The organism is Gemmatimonadota bacterium (genome assembly GCA_009838845.1).
In the GTDB taxonomy this organism is placed as follows: Bacteria; Latescibacterota; UBA2968; order UBA2968; family UBA2968; genus VXRD01.
Window position 1 is genome coordinate 1 of record VXRD01000157.1, and the last position, 20,794, is coordinate 20,794.

Here is a 20,794-nt window from a genome sequence, read left to right on the forward strand (position 1 = left end):
GATTCCAGTAGCATTGGGCAATCTGTCTAATCTTAGGACACTGGGTCTTAACCGTAATCAGTTGGGTGGTCAAATCCCACCAGCATTGGGTAATTTATCTAACCTTATAGTCCTGACTCTTCACAGTAATCAGTTGAGTGGTAGGGTTCCAGCAGAATTGGGTAAACTCTCCAATCTTGTGGGTTTGACGCTCGAGGATAATGCATCCTTGACAGGAGCACTTCCTCAAAGCCTGAGTGGGCTGACAAAGCTGGAGCAATTTCAATTTCATAACACGGGGTTATGTGCACCGCTTGATGCTGCCTTTCAAACGTGGCTTCAGGGCATTGAAGAAACCAATGGCTCAAATTGTGGCGCAGGGTTGTCGGTATGTGATCGCACAAATGCCGTGCGCGACGGGATTATGGCACAAGTGCCTGTAAGCGCTTGCGGCGATGTGACAGGAGTGCATCTGTCTGCAATAAATTCTCTCATTCTGGATGATGCAAGCCTCACAGAACTAAAGGCTGGGGATTTATCTGGTCTGACTGGTCTGACAACGCTCAGCCTGGAAGGGAATCAACTCAGTAGCTTGCCCGATGGTTTCTTTGATGACCTGACCGCGCTTACCTGGCTGTATCTGGGAGATAATCAACTGACGTCAATCCCCTCTGAATTGTTCACTCTTCCCAATCTCACTCACTTGCATCTTTGGGGCAATCAGTTGGTTGGTGCGATTCCAACAGCATTGGGTAGCCTGTCCAATCTCACTGAACTGGACCTCGGCGACAATCAGTTGAGCGGTGCGATTCCAACAGCATTGGGCAATCTATCTAACCTTACGCTATTGGCTCTTCACAACAATCAGTTGAGTGGTAGGATTCCAACAGAATTGGGTAAACTCTCCAATCTTGAGCTTCTGAGTCTCGAGGATAACACATCCTTGACGGGTGCGCTTCCTCAGAGCCTGACCGGACTGATAAAGCTGAAGGAATTTTACTTTACTAATACAGGGCTATGTGCGCCGCTTGATGCGGCCTTTCAAACGTGGCTTCAGGGTATTACAGATGCCAGTGGCTCGAATTGCTCGGGGTAGGCGTTTCTCAGGCAGATTACAGACCCTTAGCCCGTCGGTTTTTCCGGCGGGCTTTGTTTTGTACTGTTCGCGGGCGGGCACAGGGGCACCGCCCCTACTAATCCACGGGTTCAAAAATCTTTTTTCCCCCCAGATAAGGTCGTAGAACTTCGGGAATGGTGACGCTGCCGTCACTGTTTTGATTTTGTTCGACGATTGCGGGGATGATGCGGCTGGTCGCCAGGCCCGAGGCGTTGAGGGTGTGTACGAGTTCGTTTTTGCCGGTTTCTGCGCGTTTGAATCGGATGCTGCCGCGTCTTGCCTGATAGTCGCTGGCATTGGATGCAGAGCTGACTTCTTTGTATTCGTTCATGCTGGGGATCCAGACTTCAATGTCATAAGTTTTGGCCATGGATGCGCTGACGTCTTTTGCGGCGAGCATGGAGACGCGGTGATGCAGGCCCAGGCCCCGGGTGAGTTTTTCGGCTTTGTCGATGAGTTCTTCTAGCGCGTCTTCGGAATCTTCGGGGCGGGTGAATTGGAACATTTCGATTTTGTTGAATTGGTGACCGCGAATCATGCCCCTTTCCTGTGCCCGATAACTGCCGGCTTCTTTGCGATAACAGGGGGTGTAGGAGAAGAATTTTTTGGGGAGGTCTGTTTCCGGGATGATTTCGTCCCGGTAGAAGTTGATCAATGCGGTTTCAGAGGTGGGCAAGAGGAATTGCACTTTGTCGTCGCCGGTTTTGAGGTGGAATACGTCGTCGGCAAATTTGGGGAATTGTCCGGCGGTAAAGCCACATGCTTCGTTGAGTATGTGTGGGGGCAATACAAATTCGTAGCCGTCGTCAATGTGGCTGTCGATGAAGTAGTTGAGCAAGGCCCATTCGAGGCGTGCGCCGTCGCCGATGTAAAGCCAGAATCCGGTTCCGCCCATTTTGACGCCGCGTTCGTAGTCGATCAGGCGCAGATGGGTAACGAGTTCGATGTGGTCCTGGGGATCAAAGTCGGGTGCGGGTTTTTCGCCCCAGGTGCGTACGACGCGGTTGTTTTCTTTGTCTCCGGGGGGTACGTCGTCTGCGGGTATGTTGGGGAGGCTTTCTATAAATAGATGGATGTTTTGCTCGATTTCCGCGAGTTCGGTTTCAATGGTTTTGATGCGGTTCGAGACGTCGCGCATTTCTGTTTGTATCTGGGCGATGTCTCCGCCCGCTTTTTTTATTTGGGGGATTTGGGCGGAGACGCTGTTGCGTTTTGCGCGTAGCTGTCCGGCTTCTGCGATGTGCGCGCGGCGCTTTTCATCCCAGACGAGCAGGTCCGTGAAGTCGATGTCGTCCATGCGTTTTTTTAATGCCCGGATGACGTATTCGGGGTTTTTGCGAATGAGGTTGATGTCGAGCATGAAGGATTACTCCTGAAGAGAATAGGAAAAAATGTGCCAATTTGTTGGGTTACAGGTGGTCATTTTGACCATAATGTTCCATTTTTGCCACATGAATTTTTCAGCTATATATGAGCGTTTTGGGATAAGTTCTGTAAAATCAGCTATTAAAAAAAATAATATGAAAAATAATAAAAGTGGCACGGGATTTGCTTATAGATAAAGGTAAAGAAAAACTGTCACCCACAGAAGGAGAAATAACATGACGTGCATCGATCTGGAAAAACGCGACCAAATGGCGTATCGCGCGCTGTTTTATGCGATTCACGGTGATGTTGACCGGTCTGAAAAGATTCGGTCAATGTTGCGCTGGGATCACGAGATACGGGAACGGGTTCCCGTTCGTGAATTTGTTCCGGCTTAAATTAGGCCTCGTTGTTGTAATGCGTCTTGCGCTTTTGCAAAGCCGTCTATGGCTTCGCGGTCTCGTCCCCATTCGACGAGTTCTTCCATGCCGTGTTGAAAACTGACACTGGGCTTAAAGCCCAGTGTTTTTTTTATGCGCGAGATGTCGGCAATGCTGTGGCGGGTGTCGCCCTGGCGATAGGTGCCGGGGATGTGGGGCGCGAGGTGTTCAGTGCCCAGGATGTTGGACAGGGTCAGGGCGATGTGTTCAATGGATGTGCCGATTCCGCTGCCGACGTTGAAGGCCTGATAATCTCCTTCAGATTTTTCCATGGCGAGGATGTTGGCCCGTACGATGTCGTGGACGGAGATGAAGTCGCGCGATTGTTTGCCGTCTTCGTAGATGACGGGTCTTTTGTTGTTTTTGAGGCGGCTCATGAAGATGGCAGTGACACCCGTATAGGGGTTGGAGAGCGATTGCCGGGGTCCAAAGATGTTGAAGTAGCGCAGGGCTACTGAGGGTATTTTGTAGGCGCGACCTATGTTGAGGACCATGTCTTCTTGATGCGTTTTGGTTTGTGCGTAGATGGTGTGGCATAAGCGTTCGGTGTCTTCGGGTACGGGTGCTGGAGGCATGTCCTTTTTGCATACGGGACACTTGTGTTCCCAGTTGGCTCTTTTTAGCTGGTTTTCTGGGCGGAGACCAGGGTGTTGTGGACCGTGTTCTGCACATGTGTAGCGGCCCTCGCCATAGCTGGTTTGCGAGGCTGCGACGATGAGTTTTTCAATGTTGTGTTTGTTGTTGACGAGGATGTCGAGCAGGTTCGCCGTGCCTCCGGTGTTGACGTCAACGTATTTTTTAATTTCGTATTGCGATTGTCCCACGCCAACGGCGGCGGCTTTGTGGAAGATGATTTCAATGCCTTGAAGGGCTTTTTTCAAGGCGTCGTAATCGCGGATGTCGGCCTGGATAAATTCGGCATGGGGGTTGGCGTAATCCGGCAATTCGCGGTTGGGGTGTACCTGAGGGTCCAGGTTGTCAAAGATGCGGACGCGGTGTCCGCGCTGTACGAGTTTATCGACGAGGTAAGAGCCTACAAATCCCATGCCGCCGGTGACGAGGATGTTTTTGGTGGTCATTTATTCAAGAATTTTTCGAATGTTGAATTTTTCATTGGGCTGTGGTCCCCGGGTCAGCATGTCGGCGAGCAGGCCCGTGCAGACGAATTGCACGCCGAGTACGGTGAGAAAGACCCCGAGCATCAGGAGGGGATACCGGTATTGAATGGTGCCGGTTTGGAGCCATAGGGATGCGATGTATGTGTTGATGAGCATGCCTATGGTGCCAAAGATGAGGCCCACTGTGCCAAAGAGGTGGAGGGGACGACCCATGTATTTGCCGATGTACATGACGGTGAGGAGGTCTAAAAATCCTTTGAGCAGGCGCCCCCAGCCGTATTTGGTTACGCCGTATTGTCGCGGGTGGTGCTGGACGGGAATTTCACCGATGCGATATCCTTCCATGTGGGCGAGTACGGGGATGTAGCGGTGGAGTTCGCCGAGTACGCGTATGTCTTTTGTGACTTCGCTGCGATAGATTTTGAGGCCGCAGTTAAAGTCGTGTATGTCGATGCCCGATACAAAGCCCGTGACCCAGTTGAAGAATTTGGAGGGCAGGGTTTTGCCCAGTGGGTCAAAGCGTTTTTTCTTCCATCCAGAGACGAGGTCATAGCCTTCTTCGATTTTGGCCAGCAGGTTGGGAATTTCTGCCGGGTCGTCTTGCAGGTCGGCGTCCATGGTGATGATGTATGTGCCGCGTGCGCGTTGAAATCCAGCGGTATAAGCCGCGGCTTTGCCAAAGTTGCGTCGGAATTGGATGACTTTGACTTCGGGGTAGGTGTTGTGCAGGTCTTCCAATACGGCGATTGACCCGTCGGTGCTGCCGTCGTCAATGAAGATGACTTCGTAGGTACGGTCCTGGGTGGCGAGCACGCCGCGGATTTGTTCCATGAGCGGGCGCAGGCTTTCTTCTTCGTTGAGCAGGGGTATGACGAGGCTGAGGTCGGGCATGGGGCGCGTGTTGTTGAGGTTAGAGGATTAGAGTTAAAAGACAAAGATAGCAAAGGGCGCGTCTTTTTACAAATGTGAATCGGGTGTTCATTTGAATTTTAAGACGTAGGTGTTGGGATTGCGTGCGATGTGGATGATTTTAAAGCGGTTTTCATGTGTCTGGATGGCGGGGACGAGAAATTCGGATGTAGATTGATATCCAATCTGGTCGATGACGACGATGTCGATGTTTTTTTGTTCAAATTCGGCAATCACCTCATCTGGTGTTTTCCAGGCGTAGCTCGTGGCTTTGCGGTTGGCTATTGCGTTCATGAGATAGGGCTTGCGGCAGGCGATTTTGACATCTGGATCGGTGTTGTCTTTAATCCATTCTGCAGCGGCAAAGTAAGTGTCCCAGTTGGGTGGCAACCACCCGATGCGTTCGGCGAGGTAGTTGGTCTCATAGATATTTGAGCCGAGGAGAAAGAGAAAAAAGAGTACGGTGCCCGCGCGCGAGGCGGTTTTTTTGAGTGCTCGGGCGAGAAGTCGGAGCAGTTCGTCCATGGTGGTGAGGATGGCGTAGAAGAGGATGGGTATGGCCGGGACGAGAAAGCGCGTGTCGGACCACGTATCAGGCCAGAGGATGTAGAGGCCCAGATAGCAGGTGAGGTACACGATGAGCAAGTGCCGTTTTATGAGTCCGACGATCAGGGCGTATAGGATCAGGGCGGAGAAGAAGAGGCCGACGCCGACGAAAGAGTCGGTGTCGATAGAAAAGGGTAGCAAGATGTAGGGGATGACGAGTTGGCTGTAGAGTTCGAGATTTGCGAGGATGCGTTCGATCAGGGCGGTGAATGTGAGCATGCCCTCTTCCGGGCGATAGGGGTTTATGCTGAGGAATTGTTCGATGTAGGAGGTGCCGCCGAGTGATGTGTTGCGGATTTGATAGGGGAGGGCGAGGAGGAAGCTGCCTATGGCGATGAGGCCCGCTTCTTTCCATTTTTTGTGCAGGGCAAAAAAGATGATGCCGGTGCCGATGAGGATGATGCCCGCGCTGCGGATGTAGTAGGCTGCGATTATGGCGATGATTGCAGGGGCGAGTGCGGATAGGGTATCGGACTTGTGTGCGCGGTGGAGGAGGAGGAGTGCGATGAGAGAAAATAGGAGAAAGGGGATTTCGGACATGACCTGGTGCGAGTAATCCAACAGGAGAGGGGAGGCGAGACATAGCGCGCTTACGCCGAGTGCCATGGGGGGACTGGCAAAGCGGCGGATGAGGAGATAGGTGAGTGGGATCGAGATGGCGTAGAAGAGGACGACGAGGCTTTTGAGTGCGATGAGGTTGCCCGGGAAGAGGATGTGGGTGATGGCGAGGAGGAGCGGAAATCCAAAGGGGTATTTGGTGTGTGGGATGGGTTCGCCTTCTATGGTTTCCGAGAGTCCATACCCATCGGCAAGGGATCGCCCCAGGTTGATGAATTGGGCATTGTCGCCGGTGAGGGAGAGGTTGGCGTCGAAGAGGAGAATGCCCATGAGCAAACCGCACAGGCCCAGCGCGGGCAAGAAATAGGGTTTGCTTTCGTGCTGCGCGAGGTTAAAGAGGGGAGAGGATGTCTTTTGTTGGTGTTTTTTGTTCATGATATGTAACTTTTTATTTGTTATTTTTTTATAAAGTATTTGATTGAGAATTCACAGGTTGTAGAATATGCTACCGGAAAATTCAATGCCTAAAATTATTCACGCGATTGGAAAAGGAGAATGCCGTTTTGAAAATTGCCATTACCGTTGAGGCACTAAAAAATAAATATTTTGCGGGGGTTGAGCAGTATATCTCCAATCTCACTTACCAGCTTTTAAATCGTAGTGAGCTTGCTTTGACGCTTATTGCACCATCAGATCTTCCTCATTCTCTTTTTCCTGCTCATACCCATGTGATCTACCATGATCCGACTCTGGTATTGGGGAGCGGTCTTTTTTCGGCTGTTTTTTTCCCACCCAAAAATCTTTCAAATTTCGATCTGGTTCATTGTCCCACAGTGACTGCGCCATTTTTTTTTCGTCCCAATTCCAGGGTCGTTATGACCGTTCACGACCTTATTCCCCTTCTTTTTCCCAGGTGGCAGACCACCAGAAGGGTCCTGTATTTTAAATATTTTTTGAAGTATCGATTCCGGTTTGTGGATCGTTTTATTGCCGTTAGCAACACCACCAAACAGGATCTCATTGATCTCTTCGAGATACCCGAGGATAAAATTGATGTGGTCTATGAAGGGGTTTCTGAGCAGTTTAGACCAATAGAAAAAAAAAGGGAAGACTTTATCCTAACTGTTGGTACTCTGGAGCCGAGAAAAAATTTCAAGAGAATCATTGAAGCCTATATCTCCCTTCGGACAGAAGAAAAGATCAGTGACAAACTGATTATTGTAGGAAAAAAAGGGTGGCTTTTCGACGATATTTTGACCATTCCAGGAGCGTTCCAGGATGACATTATCTTCAAAGGTTACGTATCTGAAGATGAGTTGATTCGCCTATTTCAGCTCGCCCGTTTTTTTATTTATCCTTCAATGTACGAAGGGTTCGGCCTTCCTATTCTCGAGGCCATGGCTTGTGGATGCCCTGTCATAACGAGTAATACATCGAGTATGCCCGAAGTGGCGGGCGACGCGGCCTCTCTCGTAGATCCTTACCGGATAGAAGAGATAAAGAACGCTATGTACACTCTGACAAATGATGCAGGATTGTGTACTAAAATGAGTGCTGAAGGAATTCGCAGAGCTTCAAAGTTTTCATGGCAGCGTGCTGCCGAGCAAACCTCTCAAGTGTATGAAGAGGTACTGGCTCTTTGAACGCCCTATGATACGCTATTAAAAAGTTCTTCATACTGCGATGCTACGAGCCGGTGGTCGCATTTGGCCAATACGTTTTCGCGCGCTTTGCGGCCTATTTCCGGGTTGACGGGTGTGCTGGTGAGTTGGAGTATTTGTTTGGCAAAGGCGTCGGTGTCGTAACGGGGAATGAGGTACCCGCTTTTTTCGTGTTCTATGACTTCGTGCAGGGATGGGAGATCAAATGCGACGATGTTGCGCCCGAGTGCCATTGCGCCCAATAGAGAATGCGGTATGAGGTTGAAGGTGGTGGTAATGACAACGCACCGCGCTCTGGCCTGGTAGTCGGGCATTTCATTTTGGGGGAGGGCGCGTTTGGAGACATTGGGATAGTTGTTGGGGTCGATTTCGGGATTGACGCCTAAGAATTCGAAGTGTACTTCGGGGTCTTGTTCATAGACTTTGTGCATGATGGGTTCCAGGTATTCCCATCCCATGATGTCGCGCGATGCAAAGTGATTGCCCACGCATAAGACGCGCTTGGGGTCGGGGTCTTCTTCTCTTAAGGTGAAGATGTCGGCATCGACCGGACAGTACATGACTGCTGAGTCTATGTTCCAGCGTTTCAGGAGATATTCGCGGCCCCATTCGCATACGCTGACTTGATGTGCGAATTTGTAAACGGTTCCCGCAAATCGCTTGATTGACGGAATCCACCAGTGGGTGAGTACTATGGGAATACCAGGGCGGAATTTTTTCCATTTGTACAAAAAGGCCTGTCCCACGTCCTGCGTTGAGCCGACCCATAAGACATCGGGATTGTTCGGCCATTCGCGTTTGACGCCCTGGGCTACTGGTGCGCGTGTTTCATCCCATTTTCCAACGCCTTCGGTGAGGTAGATTTCATGTCCGCGTGAAACCCATTCGCGCAACAAACTTTCCTGTACGCCTTCATGGCAGGCATAGACCTGGATTTTCATAATAAAGTTCTCCGGATTATATGAGCCGTTTCTGCCAGCTTGAGACAATTTCGGCAAAGGTGTCTTCGAGTGTTTTTGTGATGTCCCAGTTGGGGTAGTGCGATTTCATTTTGCGAAGGTCGCTGTAATAGCATATATGGTCGCCTTCGCGGTTCTGGTCGGTATAGGTGTATTGCATTTTTTTTTCGGAATACTGGGCGACGAGGTCAAATGCTTCGAGGATGGAGCAACTGTTGTTTTTTCCGCCGCCGAGGTTATAGACTTCGCCGCATTGGGGGGATTGGACAAAGGCCCACATGAAACGGGCAACGTCGAGGGCGTGGATATTGTCGCGTACCTGTTTGCCTTTGTAACCGAAGATGGTGTATGTGCGGTTTTCCATGTTGCATTTGACCAGGTAGCTCAAGAAGCCGTGTAGTTCAACGCCGCTGTGATTGGGTCCGGTGAGGCATCCGCCGCGCAGGCAACAGGTAGGCATGTTAAAATAACGCCCGTATTCCTGTACTATGATGTCGGCGGCGACTTTGGATGCGCCAAAGAGCGAGTGTTTGGACTGGTCAATGGTAAATGTTTCGGGGATGCCGTGTTTGTACGCGGGGTCGTCGTAATCCCAGCGGGTGTCCAGTTCTTTTAAGGGGATGTGGTTGGGGGCATCGCCATAGACTTTGTTGGTGGACATGTGGATAAAGGGGGATTCGGGACAGGTTTGACGCGCGGCTTCGAGGAGGTTGAGTGTGCCGACGGCATTGGTGTCAAAGTCGTCGAAGGGGATGCGTGCGGCGAGGTCGTGCGAGGGCTGGGCGGCTGCGTGTATGATAGCGCTGGGTTTTATTTGGGATAGGAGTTCGCAAATGCCCGTGCGGTCGCGGATGTCTATTTCGTGGTGGTGGAAGTGTTTCAGGACGGTGTTCAGGCGTTTTTGATTCCAGCGCGTGTCTCCCTGGGGACCAAAAAAGACGGCGCGCTGGTTGTTGTCAATGCCGTGGATAATATATCCCTGTTCGGCAAAATAGATGCAGACTTCTGAGCCGATGAGGCCCGATGAGCCAGTGACGAGGAGGGTTTTCATGGATGCACTTCCAGCATTCAGCTATCAGTTGGTGATTTGGCGAATGGAAAAAATAGGGTTTTGATGGGGAAAGGTCAAATTCTAATTATTTTTTTACTTTCAAGCGAAAAACAATGTCTCGAGCGGGAAATATAAAAGCAAAAAAGGATTCGTATAGCTCGGGATAGATGTTTGCCAGCCATTCGATACCCAGCCTGCGAAAGAGAGGATTGAATGTGAGCCGGACTTCGATTTTTTGGAATTTTTCAACCACTCTCGGACGATGTTCGAGGGCTTCGATTTTGTAAAAGATATTCAAAAATCGACGCAGTTTGCCGGGAGGGTTCGGAAATGGCTCAGACAGAAAATCGAAGGTGCGGTAGCTGAGATGGTGGCGATGGGTGGGATCGGTATAGGATGCGGACGAGGAAAAGTGGGGTGTGACGCCTTCCAGACAAGCGTTGGGGCTGGAGATACGCCAGATTTCTTCCATTGCGCGCGGGATATCCGTCAGGTGTTCGATTACATGGCTGAAAACGATGTGATCGAAGGTATTGTCTTTGAATGGGTAAAAGAATTGTTCGAGGTTGACAATAACGTCGGCAGCGGAGCCTCGCGTGATATCTGCACCGATTGCACCGGCTCTTTTGTTTGAACCACAACCGAGATCAAGTGTTCGTTTCATATGTTGTCGGGTACGAGACTGCTCGTATCGTGCCATTTGTATTGATTCGAGATGGTCTTGATATATATGTATTGTGGATGTATTTTTGTCAAAGACATTGTTGCGGGTGTAAAATACTTTTCGGTTAAATGGTGGGGGTGAACCTATGTGTTCGTCCCTATTTTTTTATAATAGCGCGGATGACGGTTTTGATTTCGTCGATGAGTGTTTTGCGTTCGACGATGAGGAGGCCCGAGCCATAACCCGTGGTGAAGATCGCGCTGCCTGCGAGGACGCCTATTGGGATTGGCAATGTGTTGAGCCATTCGGTACTGGCAAAGTGCATGCCCGTGCCAATGGCTGCGGCGATGAGCGGGGGCGCGAATGTTTTGGCGATGGGGATATCGACATATGCGCGTACGAGGATGAGTGCGAGGATGAGGCCGACAATGGCGATGGCGTTCATGCTTATGGCGATGCCTACGGCTCCCATGTGATGGGCGAGATAGGGGGCGAGGATGAGCAGGATGAGGGCTTGCGCCGCAGAGAATTTTGCAATGCTTTTGGGGCTGCCTGCGCTGTAGAATAGGGCGTGTACATCGTCGAGGATAGGACGGCAGAGGGAGTAGATGATGAGCCATTGGAGCAGGGGAGCGGCAGGTGCCCAGTCGGGTTTGAAGATGTGTATCCATCGGTTGGCTTCAAGCGCGAGGACGAGGGAGATGGGGACTGTGGTGCGGAGGATGAGGCGCGAGGTTCGGCGGTATGCTGCGGAGAGTTGGTCGCGGTTGTTCTGGTAGCGCGCGTACACTGTGGCAGTGATGCGTACGATGACCATGGTGATGGCCCCGCTGGGTATTTGTGCAAAATTGTGTGCGGCGTCGTATATGCCGCGCAGGCTTAGTCCGAAGAACAGGCTGATGATGAGTTTGTCGTAGTGTTGAATGAATATTTTGGGTATGCCGCCGATCCAGAACCAGACGCCGTAGCGGATCATGCGCCGCGCGGCTTGCGCGTTGAAGGTGTGTAGCTGGTTCAGGGGAGGGGGATGGCGGAGCCAGACGACGGTGCAATAGAAGAGGATATAGGTGACGCTGTATGGGAAAAATCCGAGGATGAGTGCCCATTTGCCATATCCGAGGTAGGCGAGGCCGAGGCCGACGAGGGCTGCGAGGATGGTTCCTCCTGCATGTGCAAAGGCGAGGCGTCCAAATTCGAGGTTGCGCTGTAGCTGGGTTTCGGCGGTGAGTGCGGCTGTTCGGAGGAGGTCGAATGCGCCCAGTATGCCCAGGGCTATGGCGACTTTGGGGTAGTTTTGGGTGTCTGTAAAGCCGAGGTAGGTGTTGAAGAGTTCAAAGAGGTGTTCGGAATAGAGGGCGATGCAGAGGGCGAGGAGTGTGCTGATACTGCCCAGGCTAATGCTGAGTACAAAGTGCGTGGGTGCGAATTCATGGACGTTGTCGTGTTCGTGCAAGAGGGCGTAGTGCAAGCCGAAGTCTCGAATGGCGATGACAAGGGCGAGGATCGAATAGGCTGTGGTGATGGCGCCAAAGTCTTCGGGGACGAGGATCTGGTAGAGCAGGAGGAGGACCGCGAAGTTGATGAGGCGCGCGGGATAGGTGCTGCCGAAGGTTTGTATCGCGCCGTGCGCTATGCGCTGGATAGCGGATGCTTCAGTTGGTGTTGTCGGTTTTTTCATTGTATATGCACAGCGCGATTGCGATGAGGAGGATGGCGATACCGCCGAGTGTGATCCACCGCGTGGTGGCTACGATGGGGTCGCGGTAGGTGAGTTCGACGATGTGTTCGCCGGGTTCAAGCGCGACTGCGGTCCAGAGGTAGTTGGCGCGTATGAGGGGTTTGGGTTCGCCGTTGACGGTGGCAGTCCAGTTGGGGTGGTGGTTTTGCGAGATGACGAGGATGCGGGGTCCCGGGGCTGTTGTGCCGAGTTTGAGATGGCCCTGGTGTTCGTTGTATTCGAGGCGTTCAACGCTGCCTGTTTCACTGGTGTTGGTGTCGGGGGTGATGCGGGGGTTTTCTTCGAGTAGTGCTGTTTGTACGGGGTTGGTGTTGGTGTCGGTCAATTTTTGGAGGATCTGGTTTTCATCGGGGATGATTTCGTATTGGGGCGCGAGATAGAACCAGGGTAATGCACCGGGGTTGCGGTAGATGTGCAGGCCCTGACGTCCGGCAATTTTTTGGAGATATGGATCACCCAGTTCAGATGGGGCGACGATGTATCTGGTGTTGAGGAGGTTGCGGATCGCGGGGTTGGGGTTGTAGAGTGCGTCGGATTTGAGGATGTGGTCGTAACGCCTGATGGCGAAGTCGTTGAATCCGGTTACGAGGTCTATGCCGGGCAAGGGCATCTGGTTGTGGTCGGGTAGGGCGAGTACGCGGAAGAGGCTGTTGTCGCGTTTGAGGAAGGCAACGGCGTCGGCGTTGATGCGCTCCTGTGGTGGAACGCGGTTGGGGTTGACGTAGTTGAGAAATAGTTTGTCAATGCGCCAGGTGTCGATGAGGAGGACGGTGAGGAGCACAAGGGCAAAGGTGTGGATTTGGAGTTTGTTTTGTGCGCGGAGATACGAGATGACGGTAAGTATGCCGACGAAGAGCGCGGCGAGCAATGCGCCCTGTCCTGCGATGGGAAGGTTATTCTGGGCGATTTGGAGACGGGTGAAGGATGTATCTCTGGTTTTTACTATAAGCTCTTGCCATGCCGATATGTCCGTCCAGACGATGTTTTGCCAGAGGGACAGGAGTGCAGAAGGGGCAAAGGCAAATAGGAGGAGGATGGCGGTGCATATTCCGCCTGCGATGCCGAGTTTTTTTGCGGTTTCGGGGGTGATGTCGTCGGTTATGAGGCGGTGGAGACTGTACGCGCCGAGGGCGCATAGCGCAAAGGCAAAGAGAAAGGCGATCATGCCAGGTGCGCGCAGTACGCTGACGCCCGGGACGATGTGAAAGAGGAGTTTGTGCAGGGGGGTGTGGGGTCCGAGTGCATAGGCGACTGCGAGTATGAAGAGGCCGAGGAGGAATGCGATGTGGTTCTTTTTGCGTATGCGCGAGAGGGCGAGGATGGCGAAGAAGAGGGGGACGATGCCGATGTATTCGGAGTTGATTTTGAAGGCGTTGCGTCCCCAGTATTTGTGGGGTGTTGTGTTTGTGTCAAATCCGACAAATTCGGGGATGACGAGGGCGAATATTTCTTCGGGATGAAGCGACCAGGATGAGGCAAATTCATAGCCGTCGTCGGTTTGTTGCTCGGAAACCGCGCGTTTTGACGATGTTGTTGTGTTCCAGTATTGGGGGATGACGCCTTCTGCGCCTATGGCGAGGCCCAGGCAGATCGCGCCTGCCGATAGGAGGGTTTGATAGAGGGCGGTTTTTGCTCCGTTACGGGATAGGCCCCATAAGAGTTTGTAGAGAAAGAGCAGGCCCAGTGCCCAGAGGGCAAAGTAGGCCATCTGAAGGTGCGGGCTGTAGATGGCGATGCCGACGGTGCCGCCGAGGATTAAAAAGTAGATGATGCGCCGCGTGTCCATGCCCCGGTTGAGTGCCCAGTACATGAGCGGAAAGAGGCCGATGACGGTCATTTTTGCATAGTGCCCGGCCTGCGAGAAGGAGAGGAATGCAGGGGCAGAGGCGTAGGCCGCACCTGCGATGAGGGCTGCGAGGGGATGGAGGCCAAAGCTGCGTGTGCAGAGGTACATGAAGTAGCCTGCTGTGAACATGGCGAAGATGTAACGCCAGCCAAAATAGCGGTGTTCGCTGGTGAAGAGGTCGATGACGACGAGGGGATAGTATTGCGGACGCAGTGCGGCTGATTCCGGGGTGCCGCCCATAAATCGGCTCCAGTTTTTTGGCGGCAATTTTTTCAGGGCTTCTGCAAAAGGTTCGTTGCCTCTGTGAAATTCTGCACCGGTGTCACTGCCGTAGATCACGTCGCCCGTGATGAGGATGTGATAGAAATAGCCGGCAGTGAGCAGGGCAAAGAATACAATGGGTACCCATGGGCGGGATAGGAGGTTGGTGAGTGTAGAAGGGGGTTTTGGTTGGGAAGAACGGCGAGGAGGCATAGTTTATATCCATTTTTGAGGTGGTTGCGCGAGGATGGATTCGCTGAGTGGATCAAAGTAAGATCGGGCTGTCGTGAAGAAAGAGGCCAATTGACCGTTCTCATCAGGTATCAACACGGAGCGTATCCAGGCGTTCATTTTATCTGGATCGTCAAATTGTCCTGACCGTTCGACAAGTTCAGTATTTTGTCCGCGTTAACCGGAGCCGTTCAGCGTTCAGGTTTAGAATCTCAATCGTTTTCCTTACGCGAGCGACGGGAATACCTTCAGATTCGCACGCTTCTTCATCGACTGTGATACTGCCATCGCGAAGGACCTTGGTAAGCGACGGGCGGGCGGGTAGTAGCCGGGGGTCAATAAAGTTTTCGTCGTTCTGATTCCCCTTTGCCTGGCCACAGGTATGTCCTCCGCTCTTCCTTGCCTTCGATCTGGTTCCACCGACACAGCACGCGATCATATTGGTGATATCAACCTCTCTCTCGGCTCCTTGTTGCGGATCGCTTCTCGGAATGACGTGTTCAATCTGACGAGGCCATGCTGGGATTGCAATCTCGCAGTAGGCGCAAAGTCCATGCTGGTTTTGGGCCAGCGCATCCATGAGTTCATTGCGTGACGCTCCCGAATTGTGAGAGCAGAATTCGGTCCAATTCGCATTGGCTTCCACAATATTGCGATATTCAGCAAGGCCGGGCGTGGGCGTGTTCAAACCTCGAATTTTCTTCATTGCGATTCGGCCATCTGCTTGAATAGCTTGCGTTGCTTGATTTCGAGGTCGGCACTGATAAGGGCGTAATCGCGGGGCGAAAGTTTTTCGAGCTTGCGCCTGAGCTTTAAGGCTTCCTTTGTTTCGCCTTTTCCTTCGCTGACCAGACGCCGGTATTGATCCAGGGCTTCTGTGAATTTGTTATCGGGAGGTCGTTCGCTTACGTGCATTACCGCGGCGAGCACATCTCCCGCTTCAGCGCCATAAGTTGCCCCTGCTGGTGCCCCGGTAGCGATGTTGTCGTCGTCTCGGTACAGTTCCACAATAATGTGTTTTGGTTCAACGGTTGTCAGTACCTGAGGACTGTGGGTGGAAACGATGAATTGCGCGTTGGGGAATGTCCGCATGAGGTCGTTGAGGATGCGTTGCTGCCACGCCGGATGCAGGTGGAGTTCGATTTCGTCGATGAGGACAATGGCTTCGGATTGGAGTGGGTTGTCCATGTGTGGGTTGCCCTGTGCCCTGCGCCGCGCGAGGTCCGCTGCGAGTGCGAGTACGATGCGATAGCCGCCGCTCAATTGATTAAGAGAGAGTTTTTCTACCCGGCCTTCCTCGGATTTTTGGGATACTACAAAGCGGAGTGGATTTAACTCGATACGCGGGTCGGATACTTCCGGGAGCATGGAGGAGATAGCCTGACGAATCACGGATACATCTTTGAGTTGATAATCGAAATCGCGCCGCTCTCTCCGTTCTCGAAGCTCTTCGTTTTCTTTAAAATAAAACCAGGTCAAGAGATCCTCGAAATCTGTGTGGGCAAGGGCACCCTTCAGCGCGTCACGACGAGAGGGCTCGTATTGGGAACCACGTTGTGACAATACCCAGTCTGGTATATCGGATAACATGCGATCAGTACCATAGAAGGCGACTATCGGCATATCTTCCTCTCTTGTAGCAAGAGCTTCTTCTAATCCCGACCGCATCGCATCATTTACGGCTATTCTCTGAGCTTCTTCTCGTTCATCTGTCGCTTTATCTCCTCGCCGTTCCCCTATGATTCCATCTATTGACTCGACCACGATCCGAGGAGATGCCGCACCCTCGCGCCAATCCTCCTCGGAAAGATCAAAGGACAATTCATCGAGAAAAGATTCCAGACTCTCTCTTAGACCCACTGAAATCGCGCTCAGAACGCTTGTTTTGCCGTGTCCATTGGCTCCGTGCAACACGGTTAGCGTTGGGTCAAGAGGTAGCTCGAGGTTTTCTATGGCGCGATAATTTTCAATTGTTACGGATTTCAATTTCACGATCGCACCTCCTGTATTTTGAGTTTAGCCCGGTGTTGTGCGGCCAACATCTATTGATTGTATCTATATAGTAAATCAGGTGCTGCGTCAAGTGCTGCACGCTATTGGATCGGTGAAAAAAAGACTGTCTATCTGTGCTTGTTATTGCGGTTAGTGGCCAGTAGTCAGCGAATCAACTTGAAGCCGTCATCGCGGTATGGTGTTAGCCGCGATCCAGTGGTTTTGACTTTCATCACTGGATAGAATCATTCCAGTGCAGGCTCTGCCCATCCTTTTATCCTGTCCATCCTGATTCTGACTTTTTTTTCGTACAATACATGGCTTGCCGCGCAGCGTAGATGGCGATGATTATGAGGCAGATTACGACGAGGATGAGTGCGAGGGTCATGGTTGGGCTGAGGATGTTTGTGCGCAGGACATTGACCCACCACATGTCGATGAGGTCGTAGTTTTTGAGAGATGCAGAGACGATGCGCTCTGTGCCAGAGGAGATGGTGTAGTCGAGCGATTGCCCGGTTGTGAGGCGGCAGATTGCCGAGGTGATCTGGTAGTAGCCGCCAATAATGGGGGATAGATTGGGCGAGAAGAGGAGGTCGCCCATTTGGTGAGGCGCGAAGATTGTCGCGCCTATTTTTTTGTCCTGTACAAGGTGCGTAAAGAGATAGGGATTCATCAGCACGGCGGGGAGTTGTACGAAGAAGCCGAGGACGGTGAGGCGGCGCGTCCACTTGATATCGGCGAGGACGCCGAGGGGGAAGATACAAAAGGGGAGGATGGGAAGCAAATAACGCGGTCCCCACGATGAGCCAGCATGCCAGTCGATCATGGGTAAGAGGATGATAAATAGCATCAGGATGAAGCCGAGAAAAAGGCGCGCTTCGTCTGGGTGCGATGATCGGAATTTGTGATAGGCGATGGGGAGGAGGCATATTAGCGGAAAAAAGAAGAGGAGGCCGCGTCCGGTGCTGAAGAGCAGGCCGTAAAAGGCGGTGAAGATCTGCGTGGGTATAAAGGCGAGATAGCCGCCTTTTTGGGCGAGGATGTCGAGGTGGTATCCGGTGAGTAAGATGTTGCCATAACGCAGGTGGTTGTGATAGGCGATCAGAAGACAGGCTGCGACGATGGGCGATAGGAAGATGGCGATGCGCGATGTGGTGTGTTGGGTGCGGCGCAGATAGAGCAGGGGGATTGGCAGGAGGACGAGGGTGTAGAATTTGGTGAGGATGGCAATGCCAAAGCCGATTCCTGCAAGGATGGGTGAGGAAGAGCGTTTGATAAGGGCATGTGTTGCGATGAGCAAGCCGAGCCCGACGAGCGGTTCTGGAAAGCCGTATCCCGAGTAGGGAAAGACCATGGTGCCGAGTGCAAAAGCGCCTGTGAGCCATTTTGTGGTGGATGGTGGGTAATTGAATGATTGAAGGATTAAAAAGAAGACGAGAACCCACAGGGCGGATATGACCACGTTGGTCATTGAGGTGGTGAACATGGTGAGGTAGTCGGCGGGGATATTGGGAAAGATGCCAGCGAACAGGAGGCCAATGGCGTAGAAGGGTATTTCCACGAGGGGCATGCCGGGTCCGTATTTGGAGTACTGGTGTCCAGATGAGGTGACCGCATCGCGGTGTTTTTGCATTTCGGGCAGGGTGAAGCTTTCATCGGAGATGACGAGGTCGCCATCGCGCACCAGGCTTTGCGCGGTGAGGTAATTCCAAAATCCATCGCCTCCGTAGTGTCCGCCCGCTGTGAGGGCGTAGATGCAGAGGAGGAAGATGAAGAGGTGTGTTGTGGTTCGTTTAGTCATTGGTAGTCAGTAGTCGGTGAATCAACATAAAGCCGTCATCGCGGCAGGTTTTTAGCCGCGATCCAGAGGTTTTTGCTTTTGCCCCCTGCTCAACACCATGCAGGGGCAGGCTATTCATCACTGGATAGAATCATTCCAGTGCAGGCTCTGCCCATCCTGATTCTGACAGTGATTTAACAACTTTCAGATAGACCTCTTCTTGCGCTTGTGCTGTGCGGTCCCATGTGAATTGGGCGGCCCATTTTCTCCCTGCTGTTCCCAGGCGTTTGCGCAGGATAGGATCGCCGAGCAGGCGGTTCATGGCGCTGGCGAGTGCCTGGGGATTTTCCGCTGGGACGAGGAGGCCGGTTTCATCGGCGCGGATGGCATCTGTTAAGCCGGGGATGTCGGTGCCTATGACGGCTTTGGCTGCGGCTGCGGCTTCAATGGCGACAATGCCCCAGCCTTCGTAGCGCGAGGGGGTGCAGACGAAGAGGGCATGGCCCAGGAGGATGTTTTTTTGTTCGGGTGTGACAGCGCCGGTAAATTCGACGCGGTTTGCGATGTTGAGATGGTTGGCGATGGATCGTATTTCGCGCTTGCTTTGCGGGGTTCCGCGACCCGAGAGGATGAGGCGGATGTCGGGTGCGTTGAGTTTGGCAAAGGCGGATAGGAGGATGTCGATGCCTTTGTTGTGGATGTCCGTGCGCCCAAAATAGAGGATGTAGTTCTCTTCTGCCCAGGGTGCTTCAAAACAGATTTGATCGATGCCGTTATAGACGAGGTAAAATTGCGCGTGGGGTGCGCGTTTTTCAAGCTGGCGCGTGACGGTGGGCGAGACGGTCTGGATGTGCGGGTGAAGGCGCAGGGCGCGCTGTTCGGCTTTGCGGGCAATGTGGCCGAGCAGGGGATATTTCGCGATGGCGTGATCGCCCATGAAATGGGAAAATTCGAGGAGGCTGTCGCGCCTTTTTTTTTCGGAGACGAAGAGGGGGGCAAAGGCCGAGAATTGATGGACCCACAGGTCGGTGTTTGCGCGGGTGATTTCGCGGGAGGCGTGGTGGGCGAAGCTCATTCGGCTGAGGAGGTACGAGCGGTCCGATCCCACGCGGCGGATGTGTACGCCTTCTCGGGTTTCTTCTCTGAGGGCGTCGGGATACGCGCCTGTCAGGATGGTGATTTGATGCTTGTGCGATAGACGACGGGCTATTTCCCATGTGCGCAGGGCACCACCCCCACCACACCAGGGGTTGTCGATGTCGTCATATAAGGTGTGTAAGATGTTCATTTATAGATGGTTCATTCCCAGAGCATCTGGTCTATGACGTCAAATAAGTCGTTGCCGATGTAGCTTATGCGGTCGCGCGTTTGTCGGTCGATTTCTGCAAGGGCGTTTTCACCAGAGCCGGTGCGCACGAGGGCTGCGCGGCAGCCTGCATTCCATCCGGCTTCGAGGTCGGTTGCGTTGTCGCCTATCATGATAGAACCCGCGAGGTCGATGTTGTGTTCACTGGCGGCGCGTAAGATCATGCCCGGCGCAGGTTTGCGGCAGGTGCAGTTGTCTCTTCCATCGGGGTGATGGGGGCAGTGGTAGATGGCATCGATGGATGCGTTGCAGGCTGACAATTGGCGTTTGAGTTCGCGGTGGATCTCAGAGAGTCCAGGTTCTGTGAGCAGGCCGCGCGCAATGGCGGATTGGTTGGTGATGACGATGACGGGATAACCGGTCTGGTTGAGACGCGCAATAGCTTCTCCCGCGCGCGGTATGAGCTGGAGTTGTTCCACGCGGTTGAGGTCGTGGACCTCGATGTTGATTGTGCCGTCGCGGTCGATGAATGCTGCGGGTTGTGCGTTCACAGGCTTCCTTTGGTTGAGGGTATGCCGCTGATCCTATTGTCGAGAGTGACGGCCTGTCGCAGGGATCGGGCGACGGCTTTGAAGATGGCTTCCATGCCGTGGTGCGCGTTGTTGCCGCGGATGAGGTCGATGTGCAGGTTCAGGCGGGCATTGTGCGCGAGTGCGGTGAAAAATTCGAGGCCGAGTGCCGTGGGAAATGCGCCGATGCGTTCTTCGGCGAATGCGGCGTTATAGATCAGGTGCGCGCGGCCAGAGAGATCGACCACGGCGCGGGCAAGGGCTTCGTCCATGGGGACGTACGCAGAGCCGAATCGCGCGATGCCGGCTTTGTCGCCCAGTGCGTTAGATAGTGCTTGACCGAGGCAGATGCCGACGTCTTCGACGGTGTGGTGGGCATCGACTTCGAGGTCGCCTTTGCAGGTGACGGTGAGGTCGAATAAGCCGTGGCGAGCAAGGGCTGTGAGCATGTGGTCAAAGAAGCCGATGCCCGTGTCGATGTGCGATTCTCCCGTGCCCGTGAGGTTGAGGTTGAGGTCGATGTCGGTTTCAGAGGTTTTGCGCTGGATGTGTGCCGTGCGAGAGGACATTGGGATGTGCCTTTTTTAAAGCGAATAGACGAATAGACGAATAGACGAATAGACGAATAGACGAATAGACGAATA

Annotated in this window: 17 protein-coding genes; 2 read left to right on the top strand and 15 right to left on the bottom strand. The window is 52.8% G+C overall.

The genetic code is table 11. The features are described 5' to 3' along the window. Window positions 1–208 precede the first annotated feature (208 nt). On the top strand, window positions 209–1,075 hold the full coding sequence (locus F4Y39_21980; protein ID MYC16406.1) for a hypothetical protein: 867 nt from the start codon (window positions 209–211) through the stop codon (window positions 1,073–1,075). A gap of 97 nt (window positions 1,076–1,172) precedes the next feature. Here the strand turns inward: F4Y39_21980 and serS are convergent, their stop codons facing one another. From serS to F4Y39_22000, 4 genes are all read right to left on the bottom strand, one after another. Then, a complete protein-coding gene (gene serS, locus F4Y39_21985) occupies window positions 1,173–2,456 on the bottom strand; it encodes a serine--tRNA ligase (GenBank protein ID MYC16407.1) in 1,284 nt (427 codons plus the stop codon). Between the two features lie 399 nt (window positions 2,457–2,855). Continuing rightward, window positions 2,856–3,980 carry an SDR family NAD(P)-dependent oxidoreductase gene (locus tag F4Y39_21990; protein MYC16408.1) on the bottom strand — a complete coding sequence of 375 codons (1,125 nt, stop codon included), beginning with the start codon at window positions 3,978–3,980 and terminating at the stop codon, window positions 2,856–2,858. After that, window positions 3,981–4,910 (bottom strand): glycosyltransferase family 2 protein, encoded by a 930-nt coding sequence (locus F4Y39_21995; protein MYC16409.1) that lies wholly within the window; start codon window positions 4,908–4,910, stop codon window positions 3,981–3,983. It abuts the gene before it with no gap. A gap of 87 nt (window positions 4,911–4,997) precedes the next feature. After that, window positions 4,998–6,527 (bottom strand): hypothetical protein, encoded by a 1,530-nt coding sequence (locus F4Y39_22000; GenBank protein MYC16410.1) that lies wholly within the window; start codon window positions 6,525–6,527, stop codon window positions 4,998–5,000. Between the two features lie 128 nt (window positions 6,528–6,655). Between F4Y39_22000 and F4Y39_22005 the strand changes: the two genes are divergently transcribed. Further along, entirely contained in the window at window positions 6,656–7,735 is a 1,080-nt protein-coding gene (locus F4Y39_22005) for a glycosyltransferase family 4 protein (protein ID MYC16411.1), read from the top strand. Between the two features lie 5 nt (window positions 7,736–7,740). On the opposite strand, the gene F4Y39_22010 is transcribed toward F4Y39_22005, so the two are convergent. From F4Y39_22010 to hisB, 11 genes are all read right to left on the bottom strand, one after another. Further along, window positions 7,741–8,694 carry a glycosyltransferase family 4 protein gene (locus F4Y39_22010; GenBank protein MYC16412.1) on the bottom strand — a complete coding sequence of 318 codons (954 nt, stop codon included), beginning with the start codon at window positions 8,692–8,694 and terminating at the stop codon, window positions 7,741–7,743. Between the two features lie 16 nt (window positions 8,695–8,710). Further along, window positions 8,711–9,763, bottom strand: a complete 1,053-nt coding sequence (locus F4Y39_22015; protein MYC16413.1) for an NAD-dependent epimerase/dehydratase family protein — start codon at window positions 9,761–9,763, stop codon at window positions 8,711–8,713. 85 nt (window positions 9,764–9,848) lie between these two features. Next, on the bottom strand, window positions 9,849–10,463 hold the full coding sequence (locus F4Y39_22020) for a class I SAM-dependent methyltransferase (GenBank protein MYC16414.1): 615 nt from the start codon (window positions 10,461–10,463) through the stop codon (window positions 9,849–9,851). 121 nt (window positions 10,464–10,584) lie between these two features. After that, window positions 10,585–12,105, bottom strand: a complete 1,521-nt coding sequence (locus F4Y39_22025) for an oligosaccharide flippase family protein (protein MYC16415.1) — start codon at window positions 12,103–12,105, stop codon at window positions 10,585–10,587. Next, window positions 12,080–14,485, bottom strand: coding sequence for a YfhO family protein (locus F4Y39_22030; protein MYC16416.1), 2,406 nt, complete (start codon window positions 14,483–14,485; stop codon window positions 12,080–12,082). The genes F4Y39_22025 and F4Y39_22030 overlap by 26 nt, the downstream gene beginning before the upstream one ends. A 178-nt stretch (window positions 14,486–14,663) precedes the next feature. After that, window positions 14,664–15,209, bottom strand: coding sequence for a TIGR02646 family protein (locus tag F4Y39_22035; protein ID MYC16417.1), 546 nt, complete (start codon window positions 15,207–15,209; stop codon window positions 14,664–14,666). Beyond that, window positions 15,206–16,498, bottom strand: a complete 1,293-nt coding sequence (locus tag F4Y39_22040) for an AAA family ATPase (GenBank protein MYC16418.1) — start codon at window positions 16,496–16,498, stop codon at window positions 15,206–15,208. Before F4Y39_22040 ends, F4Y39_22035 begins: the two co-directional genes overlap by 4 nt. Before the next feature lie 271 nt (window positions 16,499–16,769). After that, window positions 16,770–18,296, bottom strand: a complete 1,527-nt coding sequence (locus F4Y39_22045; protein ID MYC16419.1) for a DUF2029 domain-containing protein — start codon at window positions 18,294–18,296, stop codon at window positions 16,770–16,772. Window positions 18,297–18,426: 130 nt separating this feature from the next. Further along, the gene (locus F4Y39_22050) at window positions 18,427–19,563 is read right to left on the bottom strand and encodes a glycosyltransferase family 4 protein (protein MYC16420.1); all 1,137 of its coding nucleotides are present in this window, start codon (window positions 19,561–19,563) and stop codon (window positions 18,427–18,429) included. 11 nt (window positions 19,564–19,574) lie between these two features. Then, window positions 19,575–20,132 (bottom strand): HAD family hydrolase, encoded by a 558-nt coding sequence (locus tag F4Y39_22055; protein MYC16421.1) that lies wholly within the window; start codon window positions 20,130–20,132, stop codon window positions 19,575–19,577. Next, window positions 20,129–20,719 carry an imidazoleglycerol-phosphate dehydratase HisB gene (gene hisB / locus F4Y39_22060; GenBank protein ID MYC16422.1) on the bottom strand — a complete coding sequence of 197 codons (591 nt, stop codon included), beginning with the start codon at window positions 20,717–20,719 and terminating at the stop codon, window positions 20,129–20,131. Before hisB ends, F4Y39_22055 begins: the two co-directional genes overlap by 4 nt. Window positions 20,720–20,794 lie beyond the last annotated feature (75 nt).

Coding starts and splice junctions, on each gene's coding strand:
- serS (MYC16407.1), bottom strand. CDS start 2,456: ATGCTCGACATCAACCTCATTCGCAAAAACCCCGAATACGTCATCCGG.
- F4Y39_21990 (MYC16408.1), bottom strand. CDS start 3,980: ATGACCACCAAAAACATCCTCGTCACCGGCGGCATGGGATTTGTAGGC.
- F4Y39_21995 (MYC16409.1), bottom strand. CDS start 4,910: ATGCCCGACCTCAGCCTCGTCATACCCCTGCTCAACGAAGAAGAAAGC.
- F4Y39_22000 (MYC16410.1), bottom strand. CDS start 6,527: ATGAACAAAAAACACCAACAAAAGACATCCTCTCCCCTCTTTAACCTC.
- F4Y39_22010 (MYC16412.1), bottom strand. CDS start 8,694: ATGAAAATCCAGGTCTATGCCTGCCATGAAGGCGTACAGGAAAGTTTG.
- F4Y39_22015 (MYC16413.1), bottom strand. CDS start 9,763: ATGAAAACCCTCCTCGTCACTGGCTCATCGGGCCTCATCGGCTCAGAA.
- F4Y39_22020 (MYC16414.1), bottom strand. CDS start 10,463: ATGGCACGATACGAGCAGTCTCGTACCCGACAACATATGAAACGAACA.
- F4Y39_22025 (MYC16415.1), bottom strand. CDS start 12,105: ATGAAAAAACCGACAACACCAACTGAAGCATCCGCTATCCAGCGCATA.
- F4Y39_22030 (MYC16416.1), bottom strand. CDS start 14,485: ATGCCTCCTCGCCGTTCTTCCCAACCAAAACCCCCTTCTACACTCACC.
- F4Y39_22035 (MYC16417.1), bottom strand. CDS start 15,209: ATGAAGAAAATTCGAGGTTTGAACACGCCCACGCCCGGCCTTGCTGAA.
- F4Y39_22045 (MYC16419.1), bottom strand. CDS start 18,296: ATGACTAAACGAACCACAACACACCTCTTCATCTTCCTCCTCTGCATC.
- F4Y39_22050 (MYC16420.1), bottom strand. CDS start 19,563: ATGAACATCTTACACACCTTATATGACGACATCGACAACCCCTGGTGT.
- hisB (MYC16422.1), bottom strand. CDS start 20,719: ATGTCCTCTCGCACGGCACACATCCAGCGCAAAACCTCTGAAACCGAC.